The organism is Chamaesiphon sp. OTE_75_metabat_556, from assembly GCF_031378165.1.
GTDB lineage: Bacteria > Cyanobacteriota > Cyanobacteriia > Cyanobacteriales > Chamaesiphonaceae > Chamaesiphon.
Window position 1 is genome coordinate 1 of record NZ_JANNDR010000566.1, and the last position, 26886, is coordinate 26886.

Genomic DNA, 26886 nt, shown 5'->3' on the forward strand with positions numbered 1-26886 from the left:
AGCTCCCAAGTAAATTGTCAAAATCTGCGAGTATTAGTCGTCGGTTGTGGGTTGGGTGACGATGCGGAATATCTAGCTGGATTGGGTGCAAAAGTAACCGCATTCGATCTATCTCAAACTGCGATCGATTGGTGTCAGCAAAGATTTTCCGATTCGCAGGTAAATTATCAAGCTGTCGATTTATTTACCGCGCCAGCCGAGTGGAAATTTGGTTTCGATCTGGTTATTGAGATTTATACGATTCAAGCCCTGCCAGCGAATATTCGGCCGCAAGCGATCGATTCGATCTGTAGTTTTGTCGCACCAATGGGTAAGTTATTAGTAGTCTGTCGCGGTCGCAATCCTGAAGATGCTTGCGACAATTTACCATTTCCACTGACTCATACTGAGCTGGATCGATTTACCAATAGTGGATTAGTGGAAGCATCATTTGAGGATTTCATTGATGAATTTGAATCCATTCCAGCTAGACGATTTCGGATTGTTTATACGCGATAAAATTAAACTTTCCCTAGAAGTATCTAAAAATAAAATTACCCCATCTTCTAATTGAAGACAGGGTAATTAAGATATCATTGAAGATCGAAAGGTGGCTAATAAATCTAACTAGCGATTCGATCGACTAATTTAATATCTAGTTACTCAGAATCGAAAAACTGCTGAGAACGGGGACATTTGAAACTAATAAGTAAGCAAATGCCGCGCCGCCAGCACCACCAATTAGGAAACCAGAAGTAAATTCACTCCAACCTTTGCCATCTTTGATATTGCTAGGTGGGATCGGTGCAGCTACACTCGGTAATGGTGCTGCGGGACTGACACTAGCATAGATTGAGAGACAGACAGTGAGAATTACGATCAATCCGACAGTGGCCAGCAATCCAGAGAGATATGCTTGATCCGTATGGCGGAGTGGCCCTAAGAGAGTGAACGGGCCGAGGAGGAAATAGCCATGTGCCATGCCTACTTCTAAACCGCGTCGTTGTGGGGATAGATTTGCCCGATAAATTGGTAAATTGCTAATGAAAGCTTGCACGATGCCCGTCGCATTGACGGGAGTAGCTAAATTGCTAACTTCAGGATTGGGACTGCTGACAGCTTGAACGCGAGTAGCCATGAAAAACCTCTCAACTGATTAAGGGGAAGGGAATAGGGGATTAGGCTTTAGGCTTTAGGCTTTAGGCTTTAGGTTTGAGGACACTGATGTCCTGCTAATTACCTAATACCTAATACCTAATACCTAAAGCCTAAGACCTAACATTACAATGGGTGGAATAACAAGTCGGGGAAAAAGCGATTGAATTCAATCAAAATACCCGCAGTAAATGTCATCCAAACTGCTGCCAAAACTGGTGCAGTAGATGAAAACCTGGTGAAATGTGACATGGAGTGGCTCCAGAATCTAAAATTAATATGTTTGGTGAAGTTTGAGGTTCGATCGGTAAATTCGTCGGTTGTTGTCTACATTGCTGTTGACGGCTAACTTCGGAAATTTTGGCAATAGGTACTGCCATCGATCGAGCAAATTTACCGAGGAGAAACAGTAATTTCACTATCTTTAGCAACCAATTTACCAGAGGTGAATTCACCTAAGGCCGCAGCAGGCCAAGCGAATCCGCTCAACATGCAGCTCACTGCTAAAGGTACATCGATGATAATTTCTTTTTCTTCGGCATTGTCGCCTTTTTTGATGGCAATCACATAAGCGCGACCGACCCAACCAATCCAACCAGCAATGTAGAGAAATAAAACGCCAGGAATCAAGAAGTCACCTGCGCGATCGAGTCGTCCGTCTACAATCAGATGTGGCAGTCCTTCAGGGCCGCACAAAGCTTGTGAGTAACGCTCGAAGCGTTTTTTACCAGATTCGGGATCTGTAGTGGTATTCCGCGCCATTTTCGCACGTTGTTGAAAAGCAGGAGAATCGCCACAACGAACGAGTCCGGCTACTTCCGATGCAGAAGCTAATGGCGCAAAGTTGAACCAGAGACAGATGGCAAAGACAAAAGCCAACAGTTTTTGCATAATGATTGTTTCCTTTTATAACAAAACAAAAAGTTTTATTTACAAAATCCAGAATCGGTTTGAAGATCTGCTTTGGTAAAAAAACTATAATAGTCTTTTGGGAATCTTCAGCGAACTTGGGTATCGATCGCCAAAGATCGCTGATACTGTAGAGATTGCTGGCATTTTGCCTGTCGTGGGCAAGTGCCGCTCCCAGGAAAAATTGAGATCGCCAAGTCAGCTATTTGAGTTAGTGTCTTACCTGAATTAACAGCTACACCCACCCGATCGCCAACATACTTAACTCTATTTTCATCTTTAAAATTAGCAGCTAATGACAACAGTTTTATCAATTGAAACAAGTTGTGACGAAACTGCGGTGGCCATCGTAAACAATCGTAAAGTTTGCAGCAGTGTCATCGCTTCGCAAATCTCAATTCATACCCAATATGGGGGTGTGGTGCCCGAAATCGCATCGCGACAACATCTATTAACAATTACCGAGATCATCGCCCAAGCGATCGCCCAAGCGGGTCTGGAGTGGTCGGAGATCGATGGGATTGCCGCCACTGTCGCACCAGGATTGGTCGGTGCGCTGGCGATTGGGATGAGTGCGGCGAAAACCTTGGCGATCTTGCATGACAAGCCATTTATCGGCGTGCATCATTTGGAAGGACATATTTACGCCTCTTATCTGAGCGCGCCAGATTTGGAGCCGCCATTTTTATGTCTGCTGGTATCGGGCGGACATACCAGCCTGATCCATGTCAAAGATTGTGGCGTGTATACCGAACTGGGAGCCACGCGCGATGATGCCGCCGGTGAAGCTTTTGATAAAGTCGCCAGATTATTAAATCTCGGCTATCCTGGTGGCCCTGAGATCGATCGATTGGCAAGTCAGGGCAATCCGAAACTGTACCCCTTACCAGAGGGCAATATCTCCTTACCTGGCGGTGGTTTTCATCCCTATGATTCGAGTTTTAGCGGTTTGAAAACAGCGGTACTGCGCTTGACTCAAAAATTACAAGCCGAAGGCAAAGAGTTACCAGTCGCAGATATTGCGGCGAGTTTCCAGCATAGTGTCGCACGATCGCTCACCAAACGGACGATCGCTTGTGCCCTCGATTATGACTTGAAGACGATCGTGATCGGTGGTGGTGTTGCTGCCAATCGGGGACTCAGAGCCACACTCGCCGCCGCCGCTAGTCAAAAGGACATTCAGGTCTTATTTCCGCCCCTGGAGTATTGTACGGACAATGCGGCGATGATCGGGTGTGCTGCTGCCGAACATCTCAATCGGGGGCATATTTCACCGCTAGATCTGGGCGTCCAATCCCGATTATCGATTATGGAGGTAATGAGTTTGTACGCACCTACTCAACTTCAGTACACGTCTTCAGCCCATTAGCGAAGCGAATAATGCGTTGCTGATTTAAATTACGATTTCTGTCTTCTTCCGCAAAATGATTCTGAGAACTCCCAACTCCCAACTCCCTGTCTTGACTGAAACACATGCGGAGGGAACCTCCGCGTGATTTCAGTCGCAACTCCCAACTCCCAACCCACGTATGAATTTAGAACAACAGGTAGCAGCTCTAATTGATGGTGCTCCAGATGATGCAAGCCGGAAGAGCGTAGCGGAGATCGCGCCCATTTTAAGACAACTTGCCGAGACTTTACCTCAGATGACATATTATATTTGTCAAAGTCCGCAGGGTGAATGGGTAGTGACTACGCTCCAACATCAGCAAAACCCTAAGTTAGAAATTAGCGTTATTTATGCATTTACAAAAGTTGAGGATGTAAGTGAATTCAATGGTGGAGCGTTAGCGAATTCACTCGCGATCGAGGTACCGATCGTTCAATTACTATTTTATCTCTTAGCTTTTTCCGAACTCGATCGGATTGTCTTTCTGAATGATTCGCAAAATCTCGATCGCGGCCAAGAGGTATCAAGGGATGAATTGGAAGCAGCGATTTCTAAGCAGTTACAACCAGTGCCTGGATCTGAGTTACCGCCAGATATCTGTTGATGTATCGATTGCAGGATGAGATCGAATATTTCGATTGGTTTTTAGAGCAAAGACTTAAATCCTCACTCTAAAAACCAACTTGTTTAACAAAGAGCAGTATTCTAAATTTCCTGTCTTGAGACAGTGCTGTAATTACAACGCTATCAACTATCAACTATCAACTGTTAAATCGTCATTCCATTCGGAATAGTCGCATTTTTAAGCACGACGACAATCCCACTGCGAATGTAGAAACCCAGCTCTTCGCGTTGGGCTTCGTCAACACCTTCTTTGTTGATAATCATCACATCCGAACCGATGCGGGCATTTTTGTCGATAATGGCGCGACGAATCGTCGTATTGGCACCGATCCCGATCGGAATGCCGCCATTGTCAGCTTGAGTTTTGCGTTCGGGTGCGGGTTCATAAAAGTCAGCACCCATCAGTAGCGAATCTTCGATCGAGCAACCGTCCATGACGCGCGAGCGAACGCCAAGTACTGAGTGATGAATCCGACATTTTTTGATGATACAACCTTCGCCGATCATCGATTCGGTAATGTGGGAATCTAATAATTTGGTGGGTGGGAGATAGCGAGAGCGGGTGTAAATCGGTGCGTTCTCGTCGTAGAAGCTAAATGGGGGCGTTGGCTGCTCGGTGAGCGCGAGGTTGGCATCGTAGAAGGATTCGATCGTCCCGATATCTTCCCAGTAGCCATCAAAGAGGAATGCTTGAATATTGTGAGTATCCGCCGCACCAGGAATGATTTCCTTCCCAAAATCGGTTTGCTCTAGAGATTTCTTGAGTAAATCTACTAGCACCTGCTTCTTGAAGACATAAATACCCATGGAGGCAATATACGGTTTTTCAGCAGCTTGGGCGGCATTTAAACCCAATTTGGTAGTATCTACGCGCATGTGCTGAAGGGCATCGCCTTTAGGCTTCTCGCTAAATTCGACGACTCGCCCCGATGGATCGATTTTCATCAAGCCAAATTCGGAGGCATTTTTTTCACCGATCGGGACTACCGACAGGGTAATATCGGCGTTAGTATCACGGTGACGTTCGACAAATAACCGATAATCCATCCGATAGAGATGATCTCCAGATAGGATCACGACTTCCTCGACATCCCAGTCTTCGATAATCGATAGATACTGACGCACCGCATCGGCGGTACCTTGAAACCAGTCGGGATTATCTTTGGTTTGTTGAGCGGCGAGTACTTCGACGAAACCATCGCTAAATCCCGAAAAATTGTAAGCGCGCGATAAGTGCCGATTCAGCGAAGCCGAATTAAACTGTGTCAGTACATAGATTTTGAAAATCTCGGAGTTGATACAGTTGCTCACAGGGATATCAATCAACCGATATTTACCCGCCAGCGGCACGGCAGGTTTTGCCCGAAGTTTAGTGAGGGGATATAACCTGGTGCCAGCACCACCACCTAAAACAATTGCTAAAACTTTTTTCACAATAACCTCTTAAAAATAACGATCCTACACGGATCGATCGCGATCGTCGGGGGTGTTACTGGTATCTCCACCATCACCGCTCTGACAATCTCGATCTAGACTCCCTCTATCATCTGATAACTTGGGTACATTCGGTCTGCTTCGATCGGTATTTTCTGCTACTTGATCGCGGCAATTGGCTCTCGCATCCATTTGAGGGATGTGACGATCGATACCCTAGTACTGACGATCCGCACATCGAGATCGCCCGATCTCGAATCATCATCTGTTAGGGACTATGGCAGAATTATAGTCTTCGATCGCTTCAAATAAGGCTTGAAAATTCCCTTGTCCAAAGCCTTTAGCTTGATTGCGACGTTCGATGAATTCAAAGAAGAAAGTTGGGGATTCAAATATCGGCTGCGTAAATATTTGCAAGAGAATTTGCGCTGGTAGATCTGCAGACCAATCCATTAAAATCTGAAGACGTTCGAGTTGGTGCCACTCGCGATCGGTCAATAGTTGATGTTGTGCTACTCTTGCCCTATTCTGCAAGTTAGCATAATAAGTCTGCGGAATTGGTAGAAAATCCACCGCGTGCTGTTGCAATCGCTCGATCGTCGAGAAGAGATCGTAAGTCTGTAGAGCGATATGTTGAATTCCCGCACCGCGATTGAGATCCAGAAATTCTTGAATTTGGGAAGTACTGGCCGTAGGTTCGTTAATATTAAATCTAATCTTACCGCAAGAACTTAAGAGAGCTTTACTCGCTAGTCCCGATGTTTGGGTCTGAATATCAAAGATCTGCTGTACCTGAAAATCAAACAATTCTCGATGCCAAGTTACCGCTGCTTCTAATTCGCCAGCCGCAACATTGAGCACGATATGGTCGATCCCCCAAATGGTTTCAGTTCGTGCCGCTCTCGGTAATTCTTCCGGCTCCAATTCAGCTTGAATAATTGTATATTCGATCGACCCCCAACCCTGAATTTTCAACCACTGGACAGCATCTTCCGAACTTGAACTTGCAAGAATTTCGACGTCCAATCGATCGATTCTACCCCTAATCTCTGCTAGATCTGATACCCTAAACGACACATCTTTGACGCCAGATGGATGCAGCTTGAGATAATCAGTGGCGGGACTGGTGACATCAAGCGGTGAAGAGATCGAAAATAATAGATGAGGATTACCAACTAAATACTCGATCGTGTGGGCGGTCGATCGATCTGCTAGCTGCTGTAATCCCAATCGATCGACTAAAAAATCTCGCGTTCGAGTCGCATCTACAACACAAAAACAAATACAAGCTATTTCCATAAAGTCAAATTCTAATGCTCTTTCTAACCGGATTGAAGCTTAAATCTTGCTTGGGAAAATGATGTCGATCGAAGATAGTATAGCAATACCCGCTCTTAAACATTGGCTTGAAGAATAAGAGACGATATTTACTAACTATAAGTTCGCAGATCGATCGCCTAGCATCAAATCTACTTGGTGGCGGCAATCAACCCAAACCGCACCAATCCACTGCGATAACCATCACTCATCAGCTTCAATGACATGGCAGCCTCGATCGTCTTCCAACCCGCCTGGAATAGCCCAAAAATGGCCTGTGGCGTAATCGCCGAGTCAATGACCACATCCCAAAATGGGGCGACAGCAGTAGACCAATCATCCACGCGCAAATCCTTAAAACCACCCTGCTCGACAATCTCGACATACTCAGGCAACGAAATCACATACGGCAAACAATAGACTCGATAAATATCTTGCAAATGCTTGTGCTCTGCTGCCGTCAGCGGTGTTTCCGGCGTTGTCGGACGGTGACACCACGTCACAAAAATCAGTTTGCCACCTGGCTTCAAGACGCGATGACACTCTTGCAAAAATTTCACCTTATCAGGCATATGTTCGCCACTTTCCAACGACCAAACGAGATCGAAACTATTGTCAGGAAAGGGAATATTCAGCGCATTCGCCACCTGAAAATCGGTCTTGGCTTGTAAACCAGCAGCGCGCGCTCGCTCCTTCGCTCGATTGGCTTGCACGGGCGAGAGCGTAATCCCCGTCACCCTAGCCCCAAATTTTTCCGCTAGATAAAGACTGCTACCACCAATACCACAACCGACATCCAGAATATCTTGCGGTCGATTGGTGGTAAAGTCACCAGACCATTTGAGGACTTCTTCGATCAGGTCAATTTGTGCTTGACGTCGATCTAGTTTCAGCGTGCCATCTTTACCATAATATCCATGGTGCATGTGTTCGCCCCAGATCCCTTCCCACAGATTGCTCGAAGCATCATAGAATTCTTGGATTTGTTGGTATAGTCGATCGCTCATCACAGAAAGTCTCTTGGCGTGCACGTCTTATCTATTCTAGCGAAATTGACCTGACTGAGTGCCAATTCGGATCTTTATTTGGAGGAGGGTAATGATAATTTACGTCGTTCTACTTAACTTAAGATCGGTTTTGTGGCACTATCTATTCGGCAATCGATCGCATCCGATCGATAAAATAATCATCACCTAACTAGCGCAAATATAATTATGAATCTAGATCTAAAAAAACGGATTACGGGGGCTTTATTAATGTTTGGTATCATCGGATCTAGCTATGGTTTCATGATGAAAGCCGAAGGACCTGCGACGAGTATGCTGAAACTGATTTTTAGCTTCGGCGGTGGAGGATCGCTGCTTGCGGCAGCGGTAATGCAAAGCCAGATTAATAAAAGTAATCCGCCTAGTGGTAAGTAGTCGATCGATCGTCGATCGTCCATCGTCAACCAGGCGGTGCGCTCTGTATTCTTCCCCTTTGCCGATGACGATCCTAAAACTGTGGAAATCATTTTGAAGGTGTTTCTGTTAGCGAAGGATAGGAAAATTCAAGATCCGACAATTTTGGAGCAGATTTTAGCTAAGTAGGTTGGCTTGGTAGGGTGTTTGGGTATGTTAATAAGTAATCAGCGTTTTTAAAATTTATGATAGCTGTGAAGAAATTAGAGTACCCATGACAAGTAAAGTCGATAAATCTGAAATAGTAGCAGAGCTGCAAAAAGTGGCAGGTATGCTTGGGACGAATCAACTTAGCCAAGGCGACTATGATGAACTGGGGACGATTAACCGAGGCACAATCCGTAATCGATTTGGTAACTGGAAAGATGCGCTTACTGCGGCTGGATTAGCTCCAGTCACTTCTAAAAAGCGCAATTTACCATCTGATGATGAATTGTTGCGAGAAATCATCAAGGTAACATCTGAACTTGATAAGATACCAAGTGCCCATGATATGAACGCTTATGGGTGTTTCAGCCAAAAGCCCTACACAAATAGATGGGGCACATTTACAACAGCCCGCGAAACTGCATATACAAAATACGGGCTACCTATCGGATTAAATTTGCCTCTGAGAAATAGTCATTCAGTTAAGATATCTCTGACAGATATACAATCTCAGGATCTTGAAGAAAACTTAAAGAATAATAATTTCAAGAAAAAAGAGAGGCTGCAAGATTCAAAACAAATATTGGCATCAGCAAATCACGGAATCACAGTTGACTTCAGTTCTGATATCATAGAGTCTGCAAAAGAAGCTTCTGGTCAAAATGACAAGTTCTGCTTAATTGTCGATAAGCTTCCCCTCGACAAGTCATTCCCAATCGATTTGGCAAAAGAACTGGAGCGAGAATTGCGGCAGTTATTGAACTGCAACGATCGAAATGCTACTCTTGGTCTTTTGCTTAAACACGCTAAAGATGATAATTTTCTAACTGAGATGGGAATCGATCTTGCTCATACTATTCGGAAGCAAAGAAACTTTGTAGCTCATGAGGAGATTATCGATCGGAAAGCTCTTCAAGCACAGATATTTTTGTGCCTTTTCGCCGCTGCCTTATTATGGCCTGAATTATCTGCATAGCATCGAGTAACTTCAGTGGAATCGATCGAGTTTTACTCACGACCCCGATTTGGTTTGCAATCTACAAATCCAATTGCCTCACTATCCAAATATCCAGCCAAAGCCATCGAGGGTTCCCGCCTCAACTGGAAAATCTATCTCAGTCGATCGATCTATAAACGCTAATCTAATTCGTTCCGGCAAATTTTCTAGAATCGCCTGAGCAGCAGTGGGCGTAAGTTGTTCTAATGTCTTCGATTGCATAGCTTTAACGCTTCATCCTAGCCATTTACAAACCTTTTGTTGCTAGCATTGCTTCGATTTGAGCTTCATCTTTATCACTAGCAGCCTCACACCGATCGAATTCAGCATACAGTTCTTCATCTTCATTGGCAGCATTGAGAATCGTCCAAACTTGCTCTAAGACTGATTCGGGTGCTTGTGGTAGCTTTTGATTGATTCGATCGAGTAGAGTCAGCATGATATTAATATGCCCTTCCTTGCTATTTGCCTAGGATCTATTTTAACGTACCGATCTAGTTCTAATCACGACCCCGATTTGGTTTGCAATCCACAAACCCGTTTGCCTCACGATCCAAATATCCAGCCAAAGCCATCTCGTTCATCGCTTCAACTGGAGAATCTATCTCAGTCGATCTCTGGGCTAGTACACAAATCTCTAGGTACAATTAGAGTAATAACCCTTGTATTGTGGGATTCAACCAATGCCAAAAACAGTTTGGGCAACCTTTTCACAGGGAAAAGTTGAATTGTCAGAGCCAATCTCTATTCCTGATGGAACGAGAATACTCGTGACGATCCTACCTGATGATGAGAGTGAGTTCTGGCTCAAAGCTAGCCAAACCTCACTAGCAGCCGTTTGGGATAACGGCGAGGATGATATCTATGCCCAGTTACACTAAAGACGACATCATCTTAGTTCAATTGCCATTCTCAGATTTGTCTGGGTCAAAAATCAGACCTGCCGTTGTCGTCAATGCCGAGCATATTTCCAAAGATTTAATTATCGTCCCTCTAACCAGCAAAACTTCATCGCTACTTGAGGGTGAATTTATCCTGTCTGAATGGGCAGCCGCAGGATTAAAGCTCGAAACAGCCGTCAAGAGAGGTTTGTATACCGTTCACCAGAGCTTGGTTACGAAGACAATTGGCAGATTAGCCGATCCTGACGCGGAACAATTAGTGAGATCGATCCAAATCTGGTTAGGGTTATAAAATCAGATCGAGTTCTACTCACGACCCCGATTTGGTTTGCAATCTACAAACCCGTTGGTCTTTGACCTACCGTAGGTATTCGCCTCACGATCCAAATATCCAGCCAAAGCCATCGAGGGTTCCCGCCTCAACTGGAAAATCTATCTCAGTCGATCGATTAATAAACGCTAATCTAATTCGTTCCGGCAAGTTTTCTAGAATCGCCTGAGCAGCAGTTGGCGTAAGTTGTTCTAATGTCTTCGATTGCATAGCTTTAACGCTCCATGGGAATCTTAACGTTATACGGCGGTTCTGTTGCCCTGAGCAAAATAGCCTCTAACTCTAATAATAACTCTGCTTTCCCCCAGCGGTCGAGCCTTTCAATTGCAATCCTCACATCACTGGGCTGATAAAGATCGAGCCACGCCCAAGTAAACGACTTATGACCCCCATTAAACCGCGTACTCAGATCGTTTGTCTTACCCAAGTACAAGAGTCCATCGGTGCGATGGCGAATCGCATAAATACCAGGCGCACGAGGTAAATGATTGAAAGTTCGGTCGATTTCTAGACACAGATCGAAATCTATAAATGCTAACCGACCTAGTATTTCTCGTGCCTGTTGCTGTAAATCAGTCATTATCTAAGCTAGAAGATCGAAAGATATTGAACACATCTGTTGGGCAGTTCCTCTTTCCTCTCGCTTATCGGATTTGGCACAGCCTTTCGAGACGAAATTCGAGTAGAGTCAGCATGATATTAATATGCCATTCTTTGCTATTTGTCTAAGCTCTATTTTAACCTATCGATTCTCTTCCAGAGAGGCTGTGCCTACGGCAGGCTTTCGCCAACGCCAACGAGTCCTACTCACGACCCCGATTTGGTTTGCAATCTACAAACCCGTTGGTCTTTGACCTACCGTAGGTAATGGCTTCACTATCCCAATATCCAGCCAAAGCCATTGAGGGTAACCGCCTCAACTGGAAAATCTATCTTGATGATTCGATCGATCGATTAGATGAGGATGATATGGCTGCGATCGATCTGACCAGAATCTATCTGTTTCCAGATGCTAAAATTAAACAGTAGTGACTATACTTTCCAGTCATGGCAGCCCTTACCATCAATCTAAACTCGATCTCCAATCTTAGCCGCAGCCAATTTCGGCAGATTGCTGACGACAATCCAGATATGAAACTGGAACGAGACAAACAAGGCAATTTAATCGTTATGGCTCCCACTGGTGGTGAAACCGGAAACTGGAATTCAGATCTGAATCTAGAAATCGGACTCTGGAATCGTACCAGCAAAGCAGGGAAAACCTTTGATTCTTCCACTGGTTTTGAGCTACCCGCAGGCGGAGATCGATCGCCTGATGTAGCCTGGATTACTATTGATAAATGGGAAGCGCTCACACCAGATGAGCAAAGGGGATTTTTGCCACTGTGCCCAGATTTTGCACTCGAACTCATGTCGCGCTCTGATTCTTGGGTTCAAACTCAAGCAAAGATGGTGGAATATATGGAAAGTGGTTGTCGGCTCGCTTGGCTGCTAGATCCCAAAGGCAAACGCGCCGCTATTTATCGAATTGGGAAGCCACCCGAACTTTTGACTGCACCTGAATCCTTATCAGGAGAAGACGTATTACCAGGATTTATACTCGATACTAGATTTTTATGGAGCTAGCCTAGTCAACGATCGATCAGATGAGGATGATATGGTTGCGATCGATCTCAATTACACGATCGTTCGATCGAACCGAAAAAATTTGATACAGATACAGATTCCCAACTTCTTCAAGAAGTCGGGAATCTAGCATTGGTTGTGCCGATCTCTATTTGCTCTTAGCTTCGAGATTTTCCAATCGGCTCTTCAATTCCTGATTGGTTTTCTTAACTTCTTCCAACTCTTCACGTAACTGTTTCACCGCTCCATCTGAACCGATTTTCTTCTGGACTTTTTGTACCCCTTCATCCGCGATCCGTTTGACGCGTCCGTCGGGGCTTTGGTTGGCTAAACCTTGCAATACCCCGATCGCTTTGACGGTGGACATCTGGCTCAGAGCATTGACTACCGAGACTTGCGTCAGGAAGAACGTCTCGCGGGCGAGTTCGGCCAACTTCTCAACGATAACTGTCAGATTTGCTTCGGATTGACCGTTAGAAATCGTGCCCAGGGCACGAATTGATGTCAATCGCAGTGGTTGAGGTACGCCCGGTTTAACATACTCTATGACGGTGTTTAGGGCTGTTTCGGAATCGGTGATTTTGCTCAAACCACCGATCGCACCTGCCCGCACGATTTCATTCCAGCCAGCGCGGGTATTAAGTACTTCGGTAAGGAGGGTAATTACTTCTTCCTGCTTGTCTTTGAGACTAGCGGTAGTCATCCCACCCAGAGCGCGACAGGCGGCAGCTTCGACGTAGTAACTAGCATCTCCGGCTTCGACGAGTTGTTTAATTGCCGCGTAGGTTTCGGGAGTTTTAATCTTACCTAATTCATCGACGATCGCGCGACGCACGAAGGCATCTTCATCACCAATTTTGGCGACGAGATTGGTGACAGCCAGATCGAGCTTAATTGTCGCTAATTGTTGGGCGGCTTCGAGTCGGACAGCCCAGAATTTTTCAGTGGCGAGACATTCTGTCAGCGCGGTGACGGCTTCGAGATTGCCTTTTTTAGCGATCGCTTCTGTGGCATAGATCCGCGAAATCGGGTCGGGATCGGACTTGAGTTGCGCTTTGAGTTCGGGTAGGGGGTATTCGAGGGTGACGGTTTTTAAATAGTTATTGCCGACATCAAAGCTGATGAAATCGGGTTTCGTTTCGAGGGGAAAATAGAGAACTTGTTCTTTTTCGTAGACACGAATTTTAGTGACTTTGACATCAGCGACGCCATCTTTGACATAACCAAAACCGATTGGAATTTTCAGATCGAATAAGTCATTGGTGAGGATATGTACGCCCTCTTTAGCTTGGGTTTGAGTAACTGTCAGTTTTGCTAACTTACTATCGCCATCCCAACTGTAGGCGACTTTATAATCAGGATGTCCGCCGCGATAGACATATTGATCGAAGAGGAAGGCTAAATTCCGGCCAGTGGATTTATCGATCGCCCGTAAGAGATCGATCGTTTCGACTGTTTTATGTGCGTTATCATTGACGAAAGTATGTACGAATCGATCAAATAATTCATCGCCCAATTCTGCCCGAATCATGTGATAGACACAGGCACCTTTTTCGTACAAGTGTCGATCGTATAACTCGATCGCTTCCCGATAGATATTCGTAACTATCGGACGGCGATAGCGATCGCTATCTTCACTTAGATAACTTTGCGCTTCGCCGAGTAAATAATAGGCAGCTTCATCTTTATCGTATTCATGTTCCGTCCACAATACCTCGCAATAGGAAGCCATTCCTTCCTTGATCCAGGCGTGCGACCAGTGCTTGATGACGACTAGATCGCCGAACCATTGGTGAGCTAATTCGTGAGCGACTAAACTTTCAGTATTAAAGTTGTCTAAAGATGCTCGTTCATCCAATAAACACCGATCCATTAACAACGTAGTCGAAGTATTCTCCATCCCACCAAAGATGAAATCAGCCACACAAACTTGGGCATATTTAGGGAATGGATAAAGATAGCCAAACTTCTCACTAAAGAACTCAATCATCTGGGGTGTTTTACCCATACTCAATTTCGCTGATGCTTCCAGTCCTTTCTCGACATAATAAGTAACGGGCTTGCCATTCCAACTATCGGAAATTTCACTAAACCTGCCTACTGCCAGCGTCATCAAATATGTCGGATGAATCTCTTTTTGCATCCACTGATAAACGCGATCTTCACCAAAGATAGTCTGCTCGACTAATTCACCATTAGAAATCGCCACAAAATCCTTCGGTACCTGCACTCGAATTGCTGAAGTTGCGAGTTGTCCGGGATAATCAAAACAGGGAAACCAAAACCGCGAATCTTCATCTTCACCCTGCGTCCAGATTTGGGTAGGTTTATCGGGATAATGTTCATCAGGATGGATAAAATACAAACCTCGCTGCGGGTTAGTTACGCCATAATAAATGACCAAATCCAAGATTTTGCCAGCAATAACATTCACTTTAACGGGAATATGTAACAATTCCCCATCATAATTAAACGCGCAATCGGTACCATCGATTTCGATGCGATCGATCTTCAGATCCACAGCATCGAGCGTCAATGACTCGATCGCATTTCGCACGGGATTGAGCCGAATCGCACAAGTACCAGTGAAACTAGAATTGGGAATGTCCAGCACCAAATCTAGACTGATATGCTCGACCTGTCCGGGTCGATCGGGATTATAATGAGGGCGCGAACCAGGTAATTGAAAGGATTTGTGTCCGTTGCTCTCATCGAGATGGCTGTAAGGCATAATAAAATCAATAATCCTCTAGTTTGGATATCTAAGGCTTATCTTAAATTATGACGCTCCAAGACTTAGAATCCCAGCTACTAGCGTTGACTCCCGCCGAAAAAGAGCACGTCATCCAATTATTGACGCACAGCTTGGTCAGTATCCAGCCAGAAATTGCCAAACCGCTAGAAACTATTAGCGGCGAAGCACGGATTGCCAATACCCAGATTGCCATCTGGGAACTAGTCAATGCCCAGGATCTCGGCTGTAGCGATCGAGACTTACTTCAGATGTATCCCCAGCTTACAGAGAGCGATCTAGCCACCGCCTGGGATTATGTAGAAGCTCATCCAGAAGAGATTATGCTAGCTCTACAAGCGATCGATGAATGATTCCTAGTTTTTAAAAACAGATCGCAGTAACATATGGGCAAACGAGAAAAAATAATCGATCGACTGACAAATAGTCCCCAAAATGCCACTTTTGCCGATATTCGCAATCTACTAGAATACGAAGGCTTTTATCTCGATCGAGTTACTGGTAGTCACCATATTTTTAAATATGCAGAAACAACCTTTGTCGTTCCCGTTCATAATAATCGAGTCAAAGCGATCTATGTTCGCAAAGCTTTAGAATTAATCGAATCAGCAGATCCAGAACTAGAAGAGGAAGAAGACTAATGCAGTATCCAATTGTGATTTACCCTTGTGAAGAAGGTGGCTATGTTGCCGAAATTCCCGCATTGAAAGGCTGTTTGGCTCAAGGAGAAACCTTAGATGAAGTTCTAGCGGAGTTAAAGATTGTTACCGATCTATGGTTGGAAACAGCCGAAAAATATGGGCAAAAGTTACCCGATGTGGCAGGATCGATCGAGAAGATGAAAGTCTTAAGTAATTAAATAGTCCTTATAAAATTTGGGGCTATTTAAGCGAACATATAATCACTAATGTCGATCTCCACTGCCAAATCTGGCGGCGGTGGCTTGGCCAGATCGATTTGCTCGATACCCCTCGCCATCGCCTCGTTTTCGTTTGTTTACGGGGATGAGGACACATTCGATCGATCTGTGAAGATACAATAGCGATCGATAGTCGATCTCGTTTTGTTTTCATCCTGGATATCATTGCTATGTCTGAAATCGCCACTTCACCTATCGCTTCAGACGTTAACACGATCGAGGGGATACTCGATCGAGCCTTGCAAGGTGGGGATATTTCCACCGCAGATGCACTGCTATTGCTGACTCAAACCGATCCAGCTATTATCGAACAGATTCGAGTAACAGCCGATAAGTTACGCCAACAACAAGTTGGCGATACCGTTACCTACGTTATTAACCGAAATATCAACTTTACCAATATTTGTGAACAGCACTGTAGCTTCTGTGCGTTTCGCCGCGATGAAGGTACCGAAGGCGCATTCTGGCTGAGTACCGAGCAAATTTTAGCTAAAGCCGCCGCCGCAGTAGAACTAGCAGCAACAGAAATCTGTATGCAGGGCGGATTGCATCCAGGTGCCAAGATTGGGGGTCGATCGCTGACTTATTATGTAGAGTTAATTACTGCGATTAAAACTACCTTTCCTCAGCTTCATCTTCATGCTTTTTCCCCTCAAGAAGTCGAATTTATCGCGCGTCAAGATGGATTAAGCTATGCCGATGTCATTATCGCCTTACAACAGGCTGGGGTAGGTTCGATGCCAGGTACGGCGGCGGAAGTATTGGATGATGCGGTACGGCGAGTCATTTGTCCCGAAAAGATCGATAGTGCGACTTGGATCGAAATTGTTACCGCCGCGCACCAATTGGGGATGCCGACGACAAGTACCATGCTAGCTGGACATATCGAGACTCCCAGCCAGCAAATCGCCCATTTCGATCGATTAAAACAAATTCAACTCCAAGCAATAGATACTCGATCTCCGACCCGCATCACCGAATTTATTATCCTCCCCTTCGTCGGCGAATCAGCACCTGCTCCGCTCCGCAGTCGCGTCGGCCGCGATCAACCAATTTTAGCTGACAATCTATTGCTAACTGCTGTAGCCCGAATCTTCTTGGGCAACTATATCCCCAATCATCAACCCAGTTGGGTCAAATTGGGTCTAGAAGGTGCGAAAACCGCCCTAACCTGGGGATGTAACGATCTGGGTGGAACGTTGATGGAGGAGCATATTACCACGATGGCGGGAGCTAAGGGTGGCACTTGCCTATCAGTGGCGGATCTACAAGGTGCGATTCGATCGATCGATCGCAACTATTGCCAACGCAGTACTCTGTATGAATTAATCTAGAGTTCGCAACATTGAGATCTTCCCAGTTGGGGCTGCTGTTCGAGGCCAGCCAAAACAAGAGCGATCGAATTAAATTCGATCGCTCTTTAATAAAATTTAGATATTTAAAAGTTGTTATTTTAGAGGGTGGGAAATTTTTTGCTGAATAACCTATGCGCGGACTCTCTGCAAGGCTTGGAGCTGGGATAGCAATGTATCAACTTCCGCTTGAAGTTCGAGGAATTTTTCTTGTCTGTCGGCTGGATATAAAGCCTTCATCAATTTAGCAACTTGCTGTTCGTGCTCTGAAGTAACAGATCCAACCGCGCGATCTGCGGTGGTTGCTACGGGAGCATCTAGGGTCAGGGGGCTGAAAGACATAGCTTTTGATAGTTATTTATACTTACTCACTCACACTCCAGCCAATTGTAGCCTGAATTCCCCGATTTGAGGATTTTGGATTGTGGAGATTTCCGAACTATCGACCTAGGGCGATGTGAATGTAATCTTGATGACGGGTCGATCGAGTGATTGTTCCACTAGGGAGACGGGGGACTGGGGGCAATGATGCTTACATCTAAACCTATTATTCCCTATCCACTATCCACTATTCACTATCCCCTAAAGCCTAAAACCTAAAGATCCCCATCTCATGTTAAATTGATGAAGCTTGGGGATCGGGGAAGTCTGGTGAGAATCCAGGGCTGTGCCGCAACTGTGATGGAGCGCGAACGCTTCGAGTCAGAATACCGTGCTTTGAGCGTACCCATGCGGTACTCACATTCACTATTTCCTTGCGTCGCATGGGGAAGGAGTTAGAGTCAGTGTCTGCTATCGAACCATTTGCTTTGACAGAGACGATCTCCAGGATCTGTCCAGATATTTATCATCCAGCGATCGCGCGTGATGGCTTGTTGACTCGGTTGCGAATTCCGGGTGGCGTGTTAAATGAATTACAATGTCGGATGATCGCCGAGTTACTAGAAACGATCGGCTTAGAGTACGTCCAAGTTACCAATCGTGCGAACTTACAACTGCGATCGCTATCACAAGATTTAGATCGAGATTTATTAACCAAATTAACTGAGTGTGGATTGGCAGCAAGTAATACTGCTGTCGATGGCATTCGGAATATCATGCTCAGTCCGACAGCAGGAATTGACGCGCAGGAATTAATCGATGTGCGCCCGTTAGCTGCTGCTTGGCTGGAATACTTAGATCTTCACCCTGAGTTGGGTAGCTTATCGAATAAATTTAGTGTCGGTTTCGATGGTGGCGGGAGCGTTGGCATTCTCGATCGACCCAATGATATAACGCTACTCGCGATTGGCAAGGATGAATTTAGTCTGCATCTAGGCATGGGCAACCGTGGTGAAGCTCCGCAACCTGTGGGGGTCAATTTAACCACCGATGAATGTTTGCCGATGTTGGCGGCGATCGCGCAGAGTTATCTCCAGGGCATCACGGTAATTGGTGGAGATACGCGGCGAAAACCAAGACTGCGGGATGTCATTAGTGATGATGGTTTGGCTGAGTTTGGCGAACTAGTCCGACGAGAATTCATAGGTTCTAGGCAATTTGTTTTTAAAAACACCTCACTCGATTCCGCCAAACGGACGCTCCGCGAACGAGATTATATCCAGGTAAATAACGATCTTCATTTAGGTGCGCAGCAGCAACGGCAACCAGATCGATACTATGTGGGTGTCGTCTTGCTGTTGGGGAGGTGGACTGTAGCGCAAATCAAAGGTTTAGAATCGATCGCGGTGCAGTATGGTAGTGGGACTATTCGCCTCACCCCTTGGCAAAATGTGATTATCCCCGATGTCCGATCGATCGATCTGAACACAGTCCAGGGATTAATTAACGATCTAGGTTTAGTGCAAACAGCCACTCATCCGAGCAGTTTGTTGAGAGCCTGTGCGGGTGCGACTGGTTGCCAGTTTAGTGCGACTGATACTCAAGCCGATGCGATCGCCCTATCTGAGTATTTAGCCGCTCAATTTACGCTCGATCGACCGTTGAATATCCATTTCAGCGGTTGCGAAAAATCTTGCGCTCAACCCGATCTGGCGGATATAACCCTGTGGGGCGAGGCAGAAACTTCCGAACGAGGTAGTCGCTATCGATTAGAAATTGGTGAGGTTAGAGCCACATTCGAGCAGGAATCAAGGGATCTGTTACCCCCCGAACGCATCCCGATCTTCGTTGGGAAACTAATCGAGGATTATCAACAGCGAAGATTAGATGCTCAAGAATCATTGCCAGCATTTATCAACCGTCAATGAGTCTGCATCATCATCAAAATCCGAACGGCAGCGGAAATCGATCGCCAGATAAATTAAACATTAACTCTATGATCTTTCCCCGCGCCCCGCTCCCCGCAGTGAGCGTAATCGAACTCCCAACTCCCAACTCCCAACTCCCACATGTCATCCAAAATCACCATTCCCGCTCCCCTACAGTACATCCGCGATGGGGCGGAAATTTATCGCCAATCTTTTGCCACGATTCGATCGGAAGCCCAGCTCGGTACCTTACCAGCCGATTTCAATACTGTCGCAGTGCGACTGATCCATGCGTGTGGGATGATTGATATCGTCGGCGATCTAGATTACTCGATCGATGCCGTGCGGGTTGGACGCAAGGCACTGGCAAGTGGGGCACCAATTTTATGCGATGCGCGGATGGTAGCAGATGGCGTGACGCGTACGCGCTTACCTGTAGAAAATCGGGTGATTTGTACCCTCCCAGATCCCCAAGTCCCGGCTTTAGCCGCCCAATTAGAGAATACGCGATCGGCTGCGGCTTTAGAACTATGGCGACCACATTTGGCTGGTGCTGTAGTCGCGATCGGCAATGCTCCCACGGCTCTATTTAGACTGCTTGAAATGCTCGACGAAGGCGCACCCAAACCCGCACTGATTCTCGGTTTCCCCGTTGGATTTGTCGGCGCGATCGAATCCAAAGCCGCCCTCGCCGCCGATAGTCGGGGCGTACCGTTTCTGACAATTCACGGACGACGGGGTGGTAGCGCGATGGCTGCTGCTGCTGTCAATGCACTAGCCACGGAGCAGGAATAATGGTTGCAATTCAGACGGGAAAATTATACGGGATTGGGGTTGGCCCTGGCGATCCGGAGTTGTTGACACTCAAAGCATATCGACTCTTGCAGGCGGCTCCAGTAGTTGCCTACCAAGCCGCAACCGACCATCAAAGCGTAGCGCGCTCGATCGTCGCACCCTATCTCAAAGGCGACCAAATCGAAGTCTGTTTTAATTTCCCCCGCGCCCTCGATCCCGAAGCCGCTTATGAATTGTACAGTGAGGCGATTAAACCGATCGCGGCACATTTGGGTGCGGGACGCGATGTGGTGGTCTTATGCGCTGGCGATCCGTTATTTTACGGCTCATTTATGTATTTATTTACCCGCTTAGCCGATCGATTTATCACCGAGATTGTCCCTGGTATCTCATCGCCAATGGCGGCAGCAGCGGCGATTGGTATGCCTTTATGTTATCAAAATGATGTATTTAGCGTCCTCGCCGGTACCCTTTCAGCAAAAGCGTTAAGAGAGCAATTAATCAATGCAGATGCAGTCGCAATTATCAAGCTCCGCCGTCATTTTGAGAAAGTGCGGCAGGTCTTAAGTGAACTAGATTTATTAGATCGCGCTAAATATATCGAACGCGCCACGGCTAAGGATCAGCGGATTGTGTCGATCGAAGCTGTCGATCCGAGTAATGTCCCCTATTTTTCAATGATTATCATCCCCAGCAAAACCCAATTTTAAGCAAAAACTTAAGATTATCATTCGATCGCAACAAGAGAACCAAAATCCTAAAACTATGACCAAATCAGAGCTATTAGCTGCGCTCAAGACTATGACTATCGCGGAGCAGTTAGAGATTTTGGAGGTGACTTCCAAAATAATTCGCGATCGGTTAAGCCATCCAGCCCTAACACCACAGCCAGATCGAACCGATCTAGAAATTGCCGCAGAAAAGATGCGTTCTTACTATGCAGAAAATAGCGATCTGGCTACTTTTACCGATCGCAATACTGAGAACTTCTATGAGTATTCAGAATATGCTTAGAGGTCAAATCTGGCTTTATGACTCTAATCCGAGTATTGGTGACGAAATTGGTAAGATTCGACCAGCAATTATTGTCAATAACAATGAAATCGGTGTATTGCGGCTCAAGGTTGTCGTACCCATCACTGGCTGGAATAATGCCTTTGTTGATGTCCCCTGGCTGGTGAGGATCGAACCGGATATCGATAATGGCTTGAGCAAGACTTCAGTGGCTGATACTTTTCAGGTGAGATCTATTTCACAGCAACGGTTAATTAAGCAACTTGGGTTACTCCCAGTTACAACAATGACCGAAATTTCTCAGGCATTGGCGAGGGTATTAAGTATTGGGGAATCGATCTAGTTGTTATAGTCAGGTTGAGGGGTAATCCCGCCAGCGCGATTAATCGGCCAAAATCTGAGAATGGCTTTACCGATGACTTTATCCTGCGGTACAAAGCCCCAATAGTGACTATCGTAACTATTATTGCGATTGTCCCCCAAGACTAAATAATGACTGGGCGGGACGATACCATCGGGAGTTAGCTCGGTACTGCTCCATTGATAACGCGGCGGTTCGCCGAGATAGTTTTCGGCGAGGACTTTACCATTGATATACACCTTACCGCCTTTGACCTCCACCCGATCGCCCGGCATGCCGATAACTCGCTTAATAAAAGCTTCCTGGAATTTTTTTTCACCATTAGCGACCAATTCGCGTTCGAGTTGGGCGGGCGGATGGAAGACGACAATATCACCCCGTACGGGATCGCTAAATCGGTAACTGAGTTTGTCGATAATCAAGCGATCGTTAATCTGCAACGTCGGCAGCATCGAGCCAGAGGGGATATATCGAGAGTCGGCCACAAAACTCCGCACCCCCAAAGCTAACACCACACTCAAGCCGATGGTTTTGAGGGTTTCTACCCACGGATGTTCAGCTTTTGGTAGTGGATCGCTAGTTTCGGGTTTAGAGGTGAGGCGTTCTCGATCGTCATCCATAAAACCGTTGTAATTTAAGATCTAGATAAGTGGCCGATCTGGGACGATCGATCGCGTGAAATTTCCGTCGCTAGATTTAGCGATAATCCGGTTGGGGATCGAGGCCGCCGGCACGGTTAATCGGCCAAAATCGCACTGTTGCCTTGCCGACAATTTTATCCTGCGGTACAAAGCCCCAATAATGACTATCGTAACTATTATTGCGATTGTCGCCCAAAACTAGATACTGACCTGGCGGTACGACCCCATTTGCCGGCCAAGGCACTTTATATAGCTCATCGCTAGCATAGCGATCGGTAGTACTCCAGTCTTTTGCTGGCGGTTCGTCGAGATAGTTTTCGGGGAGGACTTTGCCATTGATATAGACTTTACCAGCTTTGACATCGACCCGATCGCCAGGGACGCCGATCACGCGCTTAATGAAGGCATCTTTATAGTTTTCTTTTTCGAGCTGGGCAGTAGGATTGAAGACCACAATATCGCCCCGCACGGGATTGCCAAACCGATAAGTGATTTTATCAATAATTAAGCGATCGTCAATTTGCAGCGTCGGCAACATCGAGCCAGAGGGAATATAGCGCGCCTCAGCCACAAAACTCCGAATCCCAAACGCCAATATCACACTCAATCCAATCGTTTTGATCGTCTCAACCCAGGGATTTTCGACTTTGGGTGTGTCAGTCGGCTTGACTTCATTGATCGCCAAATTAGCTAATTCGGTAGTGGCTGGAGCTGCTGATGTCACATCAGTTGCGGGGGGAGTTTTCAATTCTGATTCCGATCGATTGTGTTCGTAATCCATAAAACGATTGAAGGGGATATCAATGAGTGAATAAGTCGATTGGTTCCCAGTGCTGACGAGTCTGGGAGGGTAACGATCTAGTGCCAGCCTCAGTCGGAGCCGAGATCTCTGCGCCATCGCAACGATCGGGCTGTAAAATCCGATCTAGATCGTCTAAAATACAGCAGCCTGAGTCTCGATCGCGGATTGTCAATTACAACTCCCGCAGCGGGCAATTGCGCTGTGCCGAACGAATCGTTGGCGTAGCCTCTCTGTAAGCGCAGGCTTACACCAACGCGTTCGCGAAGCGTCTGCCTGCGCAGCAAGAGAATCGATTTAGCGGCTCTCAGAGCTAGCCACCCAGTCGATCTCGACTAAAATGATTTCATCCATAGACCATTATGCCCTTTATTTTTACCGATCGAGTATGAACGTAAATTCTTTGCTCATCCGTCATGCTCGCATCCTCTTGGCTGATGGTAGCTGGTTGACTGGTGATGTGTTAGTTCAGGGCGAACGCATTGTCGAGATTGCGGCGGAAATTATTACTACCGATGCCACTAGAGAAATTGACGCAACTGGTTTGGTTTTGTTGCCCGGTATCATCGATCCGCAAGTCCATTTTCGGGAACCAGGATTGGAGCATAAAGAGGATCTCACCACTGCCAGCTATGCCTGCGCCAAAGGCGGGGTGACGTCCTTTCTAGAGATGCCCAATACCAAACCCTTGACGATAACCCAGGCAGCTCTCGATGATAAACTCGATCGCGCCTCCCGCAAGAGCATCGTCAATTACGGCTTCTTTATCGGCGCGACTCCCGCCAACTTGCCAGACATTCGCACAGCCAGCCCTACCTGCGGCATCAAGGTGTTCATGGGTTCGGCGCATGGCGATCTCCTCGTCGATACCGCAGCCGCCTTAGAACCGATTTTTGCCCAAGGCGATCGCCTGATTGCCGTCCACGCTGAAGATCAAGCCCGCATCAACCAGCGCAAACAGGAATTTGCGGGTAGCACCGATCCGGCTGTTCATTCCCAAATTCAAGACGATATCGCTGCCCTCAATGCGACGAGACTAGCCTTACAACTGTCCGAAAAATATCAACGCCGCCTCCACATTCTCCATCTCTCCACCGCCATCGAAGTCGAATTTCTGCGCCAACACAAACCCGCCTGGGTGACAGCCGAAGTCACCCCCCAACATCTGATGCTCAATACCGATGCCTATGCCACCATCGGTACTCTCGCGCAGATGAATCCACCGCTGCGATCGCATCATGATAATGATGTATTGTGGGCGGGTTTATTAGATGGCACGATCGATTTCATCGCCACAGATCATGCCCCTCATACTCTCGAAGAAAAAGCTAAAGGATACCCGAATACTCCATCGGGAATGCCTGGAGTCGAAACAGCTCTCCCTGTGATGCTCACCCAAGCAGTCGCTGGCAAATGCTCGATCGAGCAAGTCTCCAATTGGATGTCTACAGCAGTCGCTAAAGCTTATAACATTCCGAATAAAGGCGCAATCGCGATCGGTTACGACGCAGATTTAGTATTAGTAGATCTCGAAAATTATCATCCTGTAGAACGCAAAGATTTACAGACAAAATGCGGTTGGAGTCCATTTGAAGGATGGAATCTAACCGGTTATCCTGTCTACACGATCGTCAATGGAAATGTGGTGTATGAGAAAGGAGAGATTCGATCGGAGATTAAAGGTAAAGCTTTGAGATTTATAGAAAAGCCCTAGTGCCCTAAAAAGCGGAGCGCAATAGTAGTTGCTGTGGGAAACTGTTCATCCGCAGAGAAGTTTGCCATGAAAGATTATGCTGCAATGGAAATATTGTCTATGAGAAGGGTGAGATTCGATCGGACATTAACGGCAAAGCTTGGCGATTCAATTGAATTTCTCGATCGCTCGATGATGGCATGTTTGACAACTTGACAAAGCTCTGTTTTTTGTACTCAGCCATCATGCGTAAAACTACTGCGCGATCTCCAAATGAGTTATTTTCTTGGTAAAATAGTACTATACCGTTAATAACGATCGCACTTCTAGCCGGAGTAGCAACTCAGATGAAACTAAGTAAAATCGATTTGAGCAGCTTGAGAGCGATCGCGCATGATGAAAATGGACTCAAGCTGCTGATCGAACGCGAAGATGAGATTGAGTATATCGAAATTCCCGCGCCATTAGCAGCATATGAAGGCTTGCAACTTCTGGATCGAATTATTGCCTCCACACCAGCCATTGAGCCTTGCGTAGAACCGATCGAGATGTTACCAGCCTGTTCGACGATGGCTGCTCAAGTTGGCTACGATGAGGATCGCGAGATCTTACAAATTGAGTTTAATAATGGCTCTGTTTATCAATACTCAGAAGTCGAGCCAGAGCTGTGGGAAGATCTCCAAGCAACGGATTCGATCGGTAGCTTTTACAACCAAGAAATCAAAGGCTACTATCCCTCCACAAAAATCGATTAATTGGCGACTTGTGAGTATGACACAGATAATAGTCGCGATCGTGGGTGCCGCATTAACATTCCGAACAGATCCGATCGCCGGACAGAATCATAAATTCATTAAAACAGTAGAAATTTTTCATCTTTATAAAGATACAACATTTATAAATAAGATTAGGACGGTTTAACTACAGCCGCTATTTACGTGGCAATTAGGATGCATTTGTTACTCGATCGCAGATCGAGTCAGCTATTTTGCCGATTTCATCAAGAATCAAAACTGCTAACGTGTGGTTAATTATTAGTAGTAAAAAATACCTTAATACTATTAAGGAATAGATTGAGTTTGCAAACTTAAACTTTGATTATCTCTGTTCCTGAGAACACCAGTTCACAGTGTGGACTAGTACTGGTAAAAGAAAGTTGATTCGATCTGATAAATTTAATGCTGTGGAAAATCTGGTGAACCCAAAAATTCTCCTGGCAATATATTGGGAAACTATTTAATCAAAACTTGAGGAGAATGACTAGTTAATGAAATATGCATTGAGCAAGGGTATTTTACAATTTTCGATCGTTTCGGCAACAACGGCGATCGCTTTAACTACAGCTACAACCGCTTGGTCGGCAAATCTGAGTTTTGTCAGTAGTCGTGATGCCTTGGGCGCAAATGACTTTGTAGATTGGTCGAATCCAATTACCCAGCTCACCAGCGCACCAGCAAATTTTACCACCCTCTCAGCAGGTGGTATCACAGTCACAGGTAGCCAAGCTGGAGCATTTGGAGAGGTTCGCCGCCAAAATTCAACTCCATATACAGATGAGGCCAGCTTACCTGGTAGTGCTACAGCAAACACCACGTTCTGGAATGGGAATTTTGCACCTAATGATGCCGTTTATTGGAATAAAGGTAGTGCTAATGGTATTAGTGGCCTGACCTTGAGTTTTGCTACTCCCGTTTCGGCAGTGGGCACACAGCTTAATAGTCTTTTCTATCACGGCTCCGGGCAAGTTGGTGTCTCTCCATTTAGAGGTACGATTACCGCTTTTTTCGGCAACGGTGGCTCGCAGACGGCGACTGTTAATGATGCTCTTACTAGTGCCTTAGCTGACAACTCTGCGGAATTTTTCGGTTTTACCAGTGATAGTGCTGATATTACCAGCGTTGTGTTTAATACGACGGATCTTATCAATAACGACGGCTATAACTTTGCACTTAACCGGGTGAGCCTGCGTACGACGAGTGGGGTTCAAGCGGTTCCCGAACCATTTTCGATCCTTGGTACGATCTTTGGCGGTGCTGCAGC

40 protein-coding genes and 1 riboswitch are annotated in these 26886 nt (G+C 46.1%); of the genes, 23 read left to right on the plus strand and 17 right to left on the minus strand.

Annotated features, from left to right (window positions below; translation table 11 throughout):
• The coding region (locus RMO27_RS22105) for a class I SAM-dependent methyltransferase (RefSeq protein WP_309736647.1) at positions 1-498 on the plus strand (498 nt) is incomplete at its 5' end.
• A gap of 136 nt (positions 499-634) precedes the next feature.
• On the opposite strand, the gene RMO27_RS22110 is transcribed toward RMO27_RS22105, so the two are convergent.
• From RMO27_RS22110 to RMO27_RS22130, 5 genes are all read right to left on the minus strand, one after another.
• Positions 635-1117, minus strand: coding sequence for a photosystem I reaction center subunit XI (locus RMO27_RS22110; RefSeq protein ID WP_309736650.1), 483 nt, complete (start codon positions 1115-1117; stop codon positions 635-637).
• A gap of 143 nt (positions 1118-1260) precedes the next feature.
• Entirely contained in the window at positions 1261-1386 is a 126-nt protein-coding gene (psaJ, locus tag RMO27_RS22115; RefSeq protein ID WP_309736652.1) for a photosystem I reaction center subunit IX, read from the minus strand.
• Positions 1329-1553: a hypothetical protein gene (locus RMO27_RS22120; protein WP_309736720.1), complete on the minus strand. Its 225-nt coding sequence runs from the start codon at positions 1551-1553 to the stop codon at positions 1329-1331. The genes psaJ and RMO27_RS22120 overlap by 58 nt, the downstream gene beginning before the upstream one ends.
• Positions 1528-2025: a Photosystem I reaction center subunit III gene (locus tag RMO27_RS22125; protein WP_309736653.1), complete on the minus strand. Its 498-nt coding sequence runs from the start codon at positions 2023-2025 to the stop codon at positions 1528-1530. The genes RMO27_RS22120 and RMO27_RS22125 overlap by 26 nt, the downstream gene beginning before the upstream one ends.
• Before the next feature lie 107 nt (positions 2026-2132).
• Positions 2133-2345, minus strand: coding sequence for a hypothetical protein (locus tag RMO27_RS22130; protein ID WP_309736655.1), 213 nt, complete (start codon positions 2343-2345; stop codon positions 2133-2135).
• On the opposite strand from RMO27_RS22130, the gene tsaD reads away from it, so the two are divergent.
• Both tsaD and RMO27_RS22140 read left to right on the plus strand, forming a co-directional pair.
• Positions 2339-3412 (plus strand): tRNA (adenosine(37)-N6)-threonylcarbamoyltransferase complex transferase subunit TsaD, encoded by a 1074-nt coding sequence (gene tsaD, locus RMO27_RS22135; protein ID WP_309736656.1) that lies wholly within the window; start codon positions 2339-2341, stop codon positions 3410-3412. The two genes, RMO27_RS22130 and tsaD, sit on opposite strands and share 7 nt — an antisense overlap.
• A gap of 160 nt (positions 3413-3572) precedes the next feature.
• The gene (locus tag RMO27_RS22140) at positions 3573-4037 is read left to right on the plus strand and encodes a hypothetical protein (protein ID WP_309736658.1); all 465 of its coding nucleotides are present in this window, start codon (positions 3573-3575) and stop codon (positions 4035-4037) included.
• Positions 4038-4201: 164 nt separating this feature from the next.
• Here RMO27_RS22140 and RMO27_RS22145 read toward each other — a convergent pair whose 3' ends face one another.
• From RMO27_RS22145 to RMO27_RS22155, 3 genes are all read right to left on the minus strand, one after another.
• On the minus strand, positions 4202-5491 hold the full coding sequence (locus RMO27_RS22145; RefSeq protein WP_309736660.1) for a glucose-1-phosphate adenylyltransferase: 1290 nt from the start codon (positions 5489-5491) through the stop codon (positions 4202-4204).
• 261 nt (positions 5492-5752) lie between these two features.
• Positions 5753-6790 carry a 4-hydroxyphenylpyruvate dioxygenase gene (hppD, locus tag RMO27_RS22150; RefSeq protein ID WP_309736662.1) on the minus strand — a complete coding sequence of 346 codons (1038 nt, stop codon included), beginning with the start codon at positions 6788-6790 and terminating at the stop codon, positions 5753-5755.
• Between the two features lie 170 nt (positions 6791-6960).
• Positions 6961-7815 carry a methyltransferase domain-containing protein gene (locus RMO27_RS22155; protein ID WP_309736664.1) on the minus strand — a complete coding sequence of 285 codons (855 nt, stop codon included), beginning with the start codon at positions 7813-7815 and terminating at the stop codon, positions 6961-6963.
• A 207-nt stretch (positions 7816-8022) separates the two neighbouring features.
• Between RMO27_RS22155 and RMO27_RS22160 the strand changes: the two genes are divergently transcribed.
• Complete coding sequence (locus tag RMO27_RS22160) at positions 8023-8229, plus strand: hypothetical protein (protein ID WP_309736666.1); 207 nt, start codon at positions 8023-8025, stop codon at positions 8227-8229.
• A 253-nt stretch (positions 8230-8482) separates the two neighbouring features.
• Complete coding sequence (locus RMO27_RS22165; protein ID WP_309736668.1) at positions 8483-9391, plus strand: homing endonuclease associated repeat-containing protein; 909 nt, start codon at positions 8483-8485, stop codon at positions 9389-9391.
• An 81-nt stretch (positions 9392-9472) separates the two neighbouring features.
• On the opposite strand, the gene RMO27_RS22170 is transcribed toward RMO27_RS22165, so the two are convergent.
• Both RMO27_RS22170 and RMO27_RS22175 read right to left on the minus strand, forming a co-directional pair.
• Entirely contained in the window at positions 9473-9634 is a 162-nt protein-coding gene (locus RMO27_RS22170) for a hypothetical protein (protein ID WP_309736670.1), read from the minus strand.
• Positions 9635-9659: 25 nt separating this feature from the next.
• A complete protein-coding gene (locus RMO27_RS22175) occupies positions 9660-9851 on the minus strand; it encodes a hypothetical protein (protein ID WP_309736672.1) in 192 nt (63 codons plus the stop codon).
• A gap of 244 nt (positions 9852-10095) precedes the next feature.
• Between RMO27_RS22175 and RMO27_RS22180 the strand changes: the two genes are divergently transcribed.
• Positions 10096-10293 carry a hypothetical protein gene (locus tag RMO27_RS22180; RefSeq protein WP_309736674.1) on the plus strand — a complete coding sequence of 66 codons (198 nt, stop codon included), beginning with the start codon at positions 10096-10098 and terminating at the stop codon, positions 10291-10293.
• Positions 10277-10606, plus strand: a complete 330-nt coding sequence (locus RMO27_RS22185) for a type II toxin-antitoxin system PemK/MazF family toxin (protein ID WP_309736675.1) — start codon at positions 10277-10279, stop codon at positions 10604-10606. Before RMO27_RS22180 ends, RMO27_RS22185 begins: the two co-directional genes overlap by 17 nt.
• Positions 10607-10690: 84 nt before the next feature.
• On the opposite strand, the gene RMO27_RS22190 is transcribed toward RMO27_RS22185, so the two are convergent.
• Entirely contained in the window at positions 10691-10855 is a 165-nt protein-coding gene (locus RMO27_RS22190) for a hypothetical protein (RefSeq protein WP_309736677.1), read from the minus strand.
• A gap of 4 nt (positions 10856-10859) precedes the next feature.
• The gene (locus RMO27_RS22195; protein WP_309736679.1) at positions 10860-11225 is read right to left on the minus strand and encodes a GIY-YIG nuclease family protein; all 366 of its coding nucleotides are present in this window, start codon (positions 11223-11225) and stop codon (positions 10860-10862) included.
• A gap of 287 nt (positions 11226-11512) precedes the next feature.
• On the opposite strand from RMO27_RS22195, the gene RMO27_RS22200 reads away from it, so the two are divergent.
• Together RMO27_RS22200 and RMO27_RS22205 are read left to right on the plus strand one after the other, a co-directional pair.
• Entirely contained in the window at positions 11513-11674 is a 162-nt protein-coding gene (locus RMO27_RS22200) for a hypothetical protein (protein WP_309736680.1), read from the plus strand.
• Positions 11675-11692: 18 nt separating this feature from the next.
• Entirely contained in the window at positions 11693-12271 is a 579-nt protein-coding gene (locus RMO27_RS22205; protein ID WP_309736682.1) for a Uma2 family endonuclease, read from the plus strand.
• Between the two features lie 148 nt (positions 12272-12419).
• On the opposite strand, the gene RMO27_RS22210 is transcribed toward RMO27_RS22205, so the two are convergent.
• The gene (locus RMO27_RS22210) at positions 12420-15002 is read right to left on the minus strand and encodes a M1 family metallopeptidase (RefSeq protein WP_309736684.1); all 2583 of its coding nucleotides are present in this window, start codon (positions 15000-15002) and stop codon (positions 12420-12422) included.
• Between the two features lie 50 nt (positions 15003-15052).
• Here RMO27_RS22210 and RMO27_RS22215 point away from each other — a divergent pair, with 50 nt between their 5' ends.
• From RMO27_RS22215 to cofH, 4 genes are all read left to right on the plus strand, one after another.
• Positions 15053-15376, plus strand: a complete 324-nt coding sequence (locus RMO27_RS22215) for a DUF433 domain-containing protein (protein ID WP_309736686.1) — start codon at positions 15053-15055, stop codon at positions 15374-15376.
• Positions 15377-15409: 33 nt separating this feature from the next.
• Positions 15410-15664, plus strand: coding sequence for a type II toxin-antitoxin system HicA family toxin (locus RMO27_RS22220; protein ID WP_309736688.1), 255 nt, complete (start codon positions 15410-15412; stop codon positions 15662-15664).
• Complete coding sequence (locus RMO27_RS22225) at positions 15664-15882, plus strand: type II toxin-antitoxin system HicB family antitoxin (protein ID WP_309736689.1); 219 nt, start codon at positions 15664-15666, stop codon at positions 15880-15882. The genes RMO27_RS22220 and RMO27_RS22225 overlap by 1 nt, the downstream gene beginning before the upstream one ends.
• Before the next feature lie 230 nt (positions 15883-16112).
• Positions 16113-17276, plus strand: a complete 1164-nt coding sequence (gene cofH / locus RMO27_RS22230) for a 7,8-didemethyl-8-hydroxy-5-deazariboflavin synthase subunit CofH (protein WP_309736691.1) — start codon at positions 16113-16115, stop codon at positions 17274-17276.
• 150 nt (positions 17277-17426) lie between these two features.
• Here the strand turns inward: cofH and RMO27_RS22235 are convergent, their stop codons facing one another.
• Entirely contained in the window at positions 17427-17636 is a 210-nt protein-coding gene (locus RMO27_RS22235; RefSeq protein WP_309736693.1) for a hypothetical protein, read from the minus strand.
• A 241-nt stretch (positions 17637-17877) separates the two neighbouring features.
• Positions 17878-18028, plus strand: a riboswitch (cobalamin riboswitch).
• Positions 18029-18079: 51 nt separating this feature from the next.
• Here RMO27_RS22235 and cobG point away from each other — a divergent pair.
• From cobG to RMO27_RS22260, 5 genes are all read left to right on the plus strand, one after another.
• A complete protein-coding gene (gene cobG, locus RMO27_RS22240; protein WP_309736695.1) occupies positions 18080-19543 on the plus strand; it encodes a precorrin-3B synthase in 1464 nt (487 codons plus the stop codon).
• 141 nt (positions 19544-19684) lie between these two features.
• Complete coding sequence (locus RMO27_RS22245) at positions 19685-20338, plus strand: precorrin-8X methylmutase (protein WP_309736697.1); 654 nt, start codon at positions 19685-19687, stop codon at positions 20336-20338.
• Positions 20338-21048 (plus strand): precorrin-2 C(20)-methyltransferase, encoded by a 711-nt coding sequence (locus tag RMO27_RS22250; protein WP_309736699.1) that lies wholly within the window; start codon positions 20338-20340, stop codon positions 21046-21048. The genes RMO27_RS22245 and RMO27_RS22250 overlap by 1 nt, the downstream gene beginning before the upstream one ends.
• A gap of 55 nt (positions 21049-21103) precedes the next feature.
• Positions 21104-21352 carry a hypothetical protein gene (locus RMO27_RS22255; protein WP_309736701.1) on the plus strand — a complete coding sequence of 83 codons (249 nt, stop codon included), beginning with the start codon at positions 21104-21106 and terminating at the stop codon, positions 21350-21352.
• On the plus strand, positions 21330-21695 hold the full coding sequence (locus RMO27_RS22260; RefSeq protein ID WP_309736703.1) for a type II toxin-antitoxin system PemK/MazF family toxin: 366 nt from the start codon (positions 21330-21332) through the stop codon (positions 21693-21695). Before RMO27_RS22255 ends, RMO27_RS22260 begins: the two co-directional genes overlap by 23 nt.
• Here RMO27_RS22260 and lepB (RMO27_RS22265) read toward each other — a convergent pair.
• From lepB (RMO27_RS22265) to RMO27_RS22275, 3 genes are all read right to left on the minus strand, one after another.
• A complete protein-coding gene (gene lepB, locus RMO27_RS22265) occupies positions 21692-22333 on the minus strand; it encodes a signal peptidase I (protein WP_309736705.1) in 642 nt (213 codons plus the stop codon). The genes RMO27_RS22260 and lepB (RMO27_RS22265) overlap by 4 nt on opposite strands.
• Before the next feature lie 76 nt (positions 22334-22409).
• Complete coding sequence (gene lepB / locus RMO27_RS22270; protein WP_309736707.1) at positions 22410-23135, minus strand: signal peptidase I; 726 nt, start codon at positions 23133-23135, stop codon at positions 22410-22412.
• A gap of 19 nt (positions 23136-23154) precedes the next feature.
• A complete protein-coding gene (locus tag RMO27_RS22275; protein WP_309736708.1) occupies positions 23155-23328 on the minus strand; it encodes a hypothetical protein in 174 nt (57 codons plus the stop codon).
• Positions 23329-23541: 213 nt separating this feature from the next.
• Between RMO27_RS22275 and RMO27_RS22280 the strand changes: the two genes are divergently transcribed.
• From RMO27_RS22280 to RMO27_RS22300, 5 genes are all read left to right on the plus strand, one after another.
• Positions 23542-24867 carry a dihydroorotase gene (locus tag RMO27_RS22280; RefSeq protein WP_309736711.1) on the plus strand — a complete coding sequence of 442 codons (1326 nt, stop codon included), beginning with the start codon at positions 23542-23544 and terminating at the stop codon, positions 24865-24867.
• A gap of 66 nt (positions 24868-24933) precedes the next feature.
• Positions 24934-25062 carry a hypothetical protein gene (locus RMO27_RS22285; RefSeq protein WP_309736713.1) on the plus strand — a complete coding sequence of 43 codons (129 nt, stop codon included), beginning with the start codon at positions 24934-24936 and terminating at the stop codon, positions 25060-25062.
• A 131-nt stretch (positions 25063-25193) separates the two neighbouring features.
• Positions 25194-25601: a KTSC domain-containing protein gene (locus RMO27_RS22290; RefSeq protein WP_309736714.1), complete on the plus strand. Its 408-nt coding sequence runs from the start codon at positions 25194-25196 to the stop codon at positions 25599-25601.
• A 16-nt stretch (positions 25602-25617) separates the two neighbouring features.
• Complete coding sequence (locus RMO27_RS22295) at positions 25618-25767, plus strand: hypothetical protein (protein ID WP_309736716.1); 150 nt, start codon at positions 25618-25620, stop codon at positions 25765-25767.
• 346 nt (positions 25768-26113) lie between these two features.
• On the plus strand, positions 26114-26886 hold a 773-nt coding region (locus RMO27_RS22300), incomplete at its 3' end, for a hypothetical protein (RefSeq protein WP_309736718.1).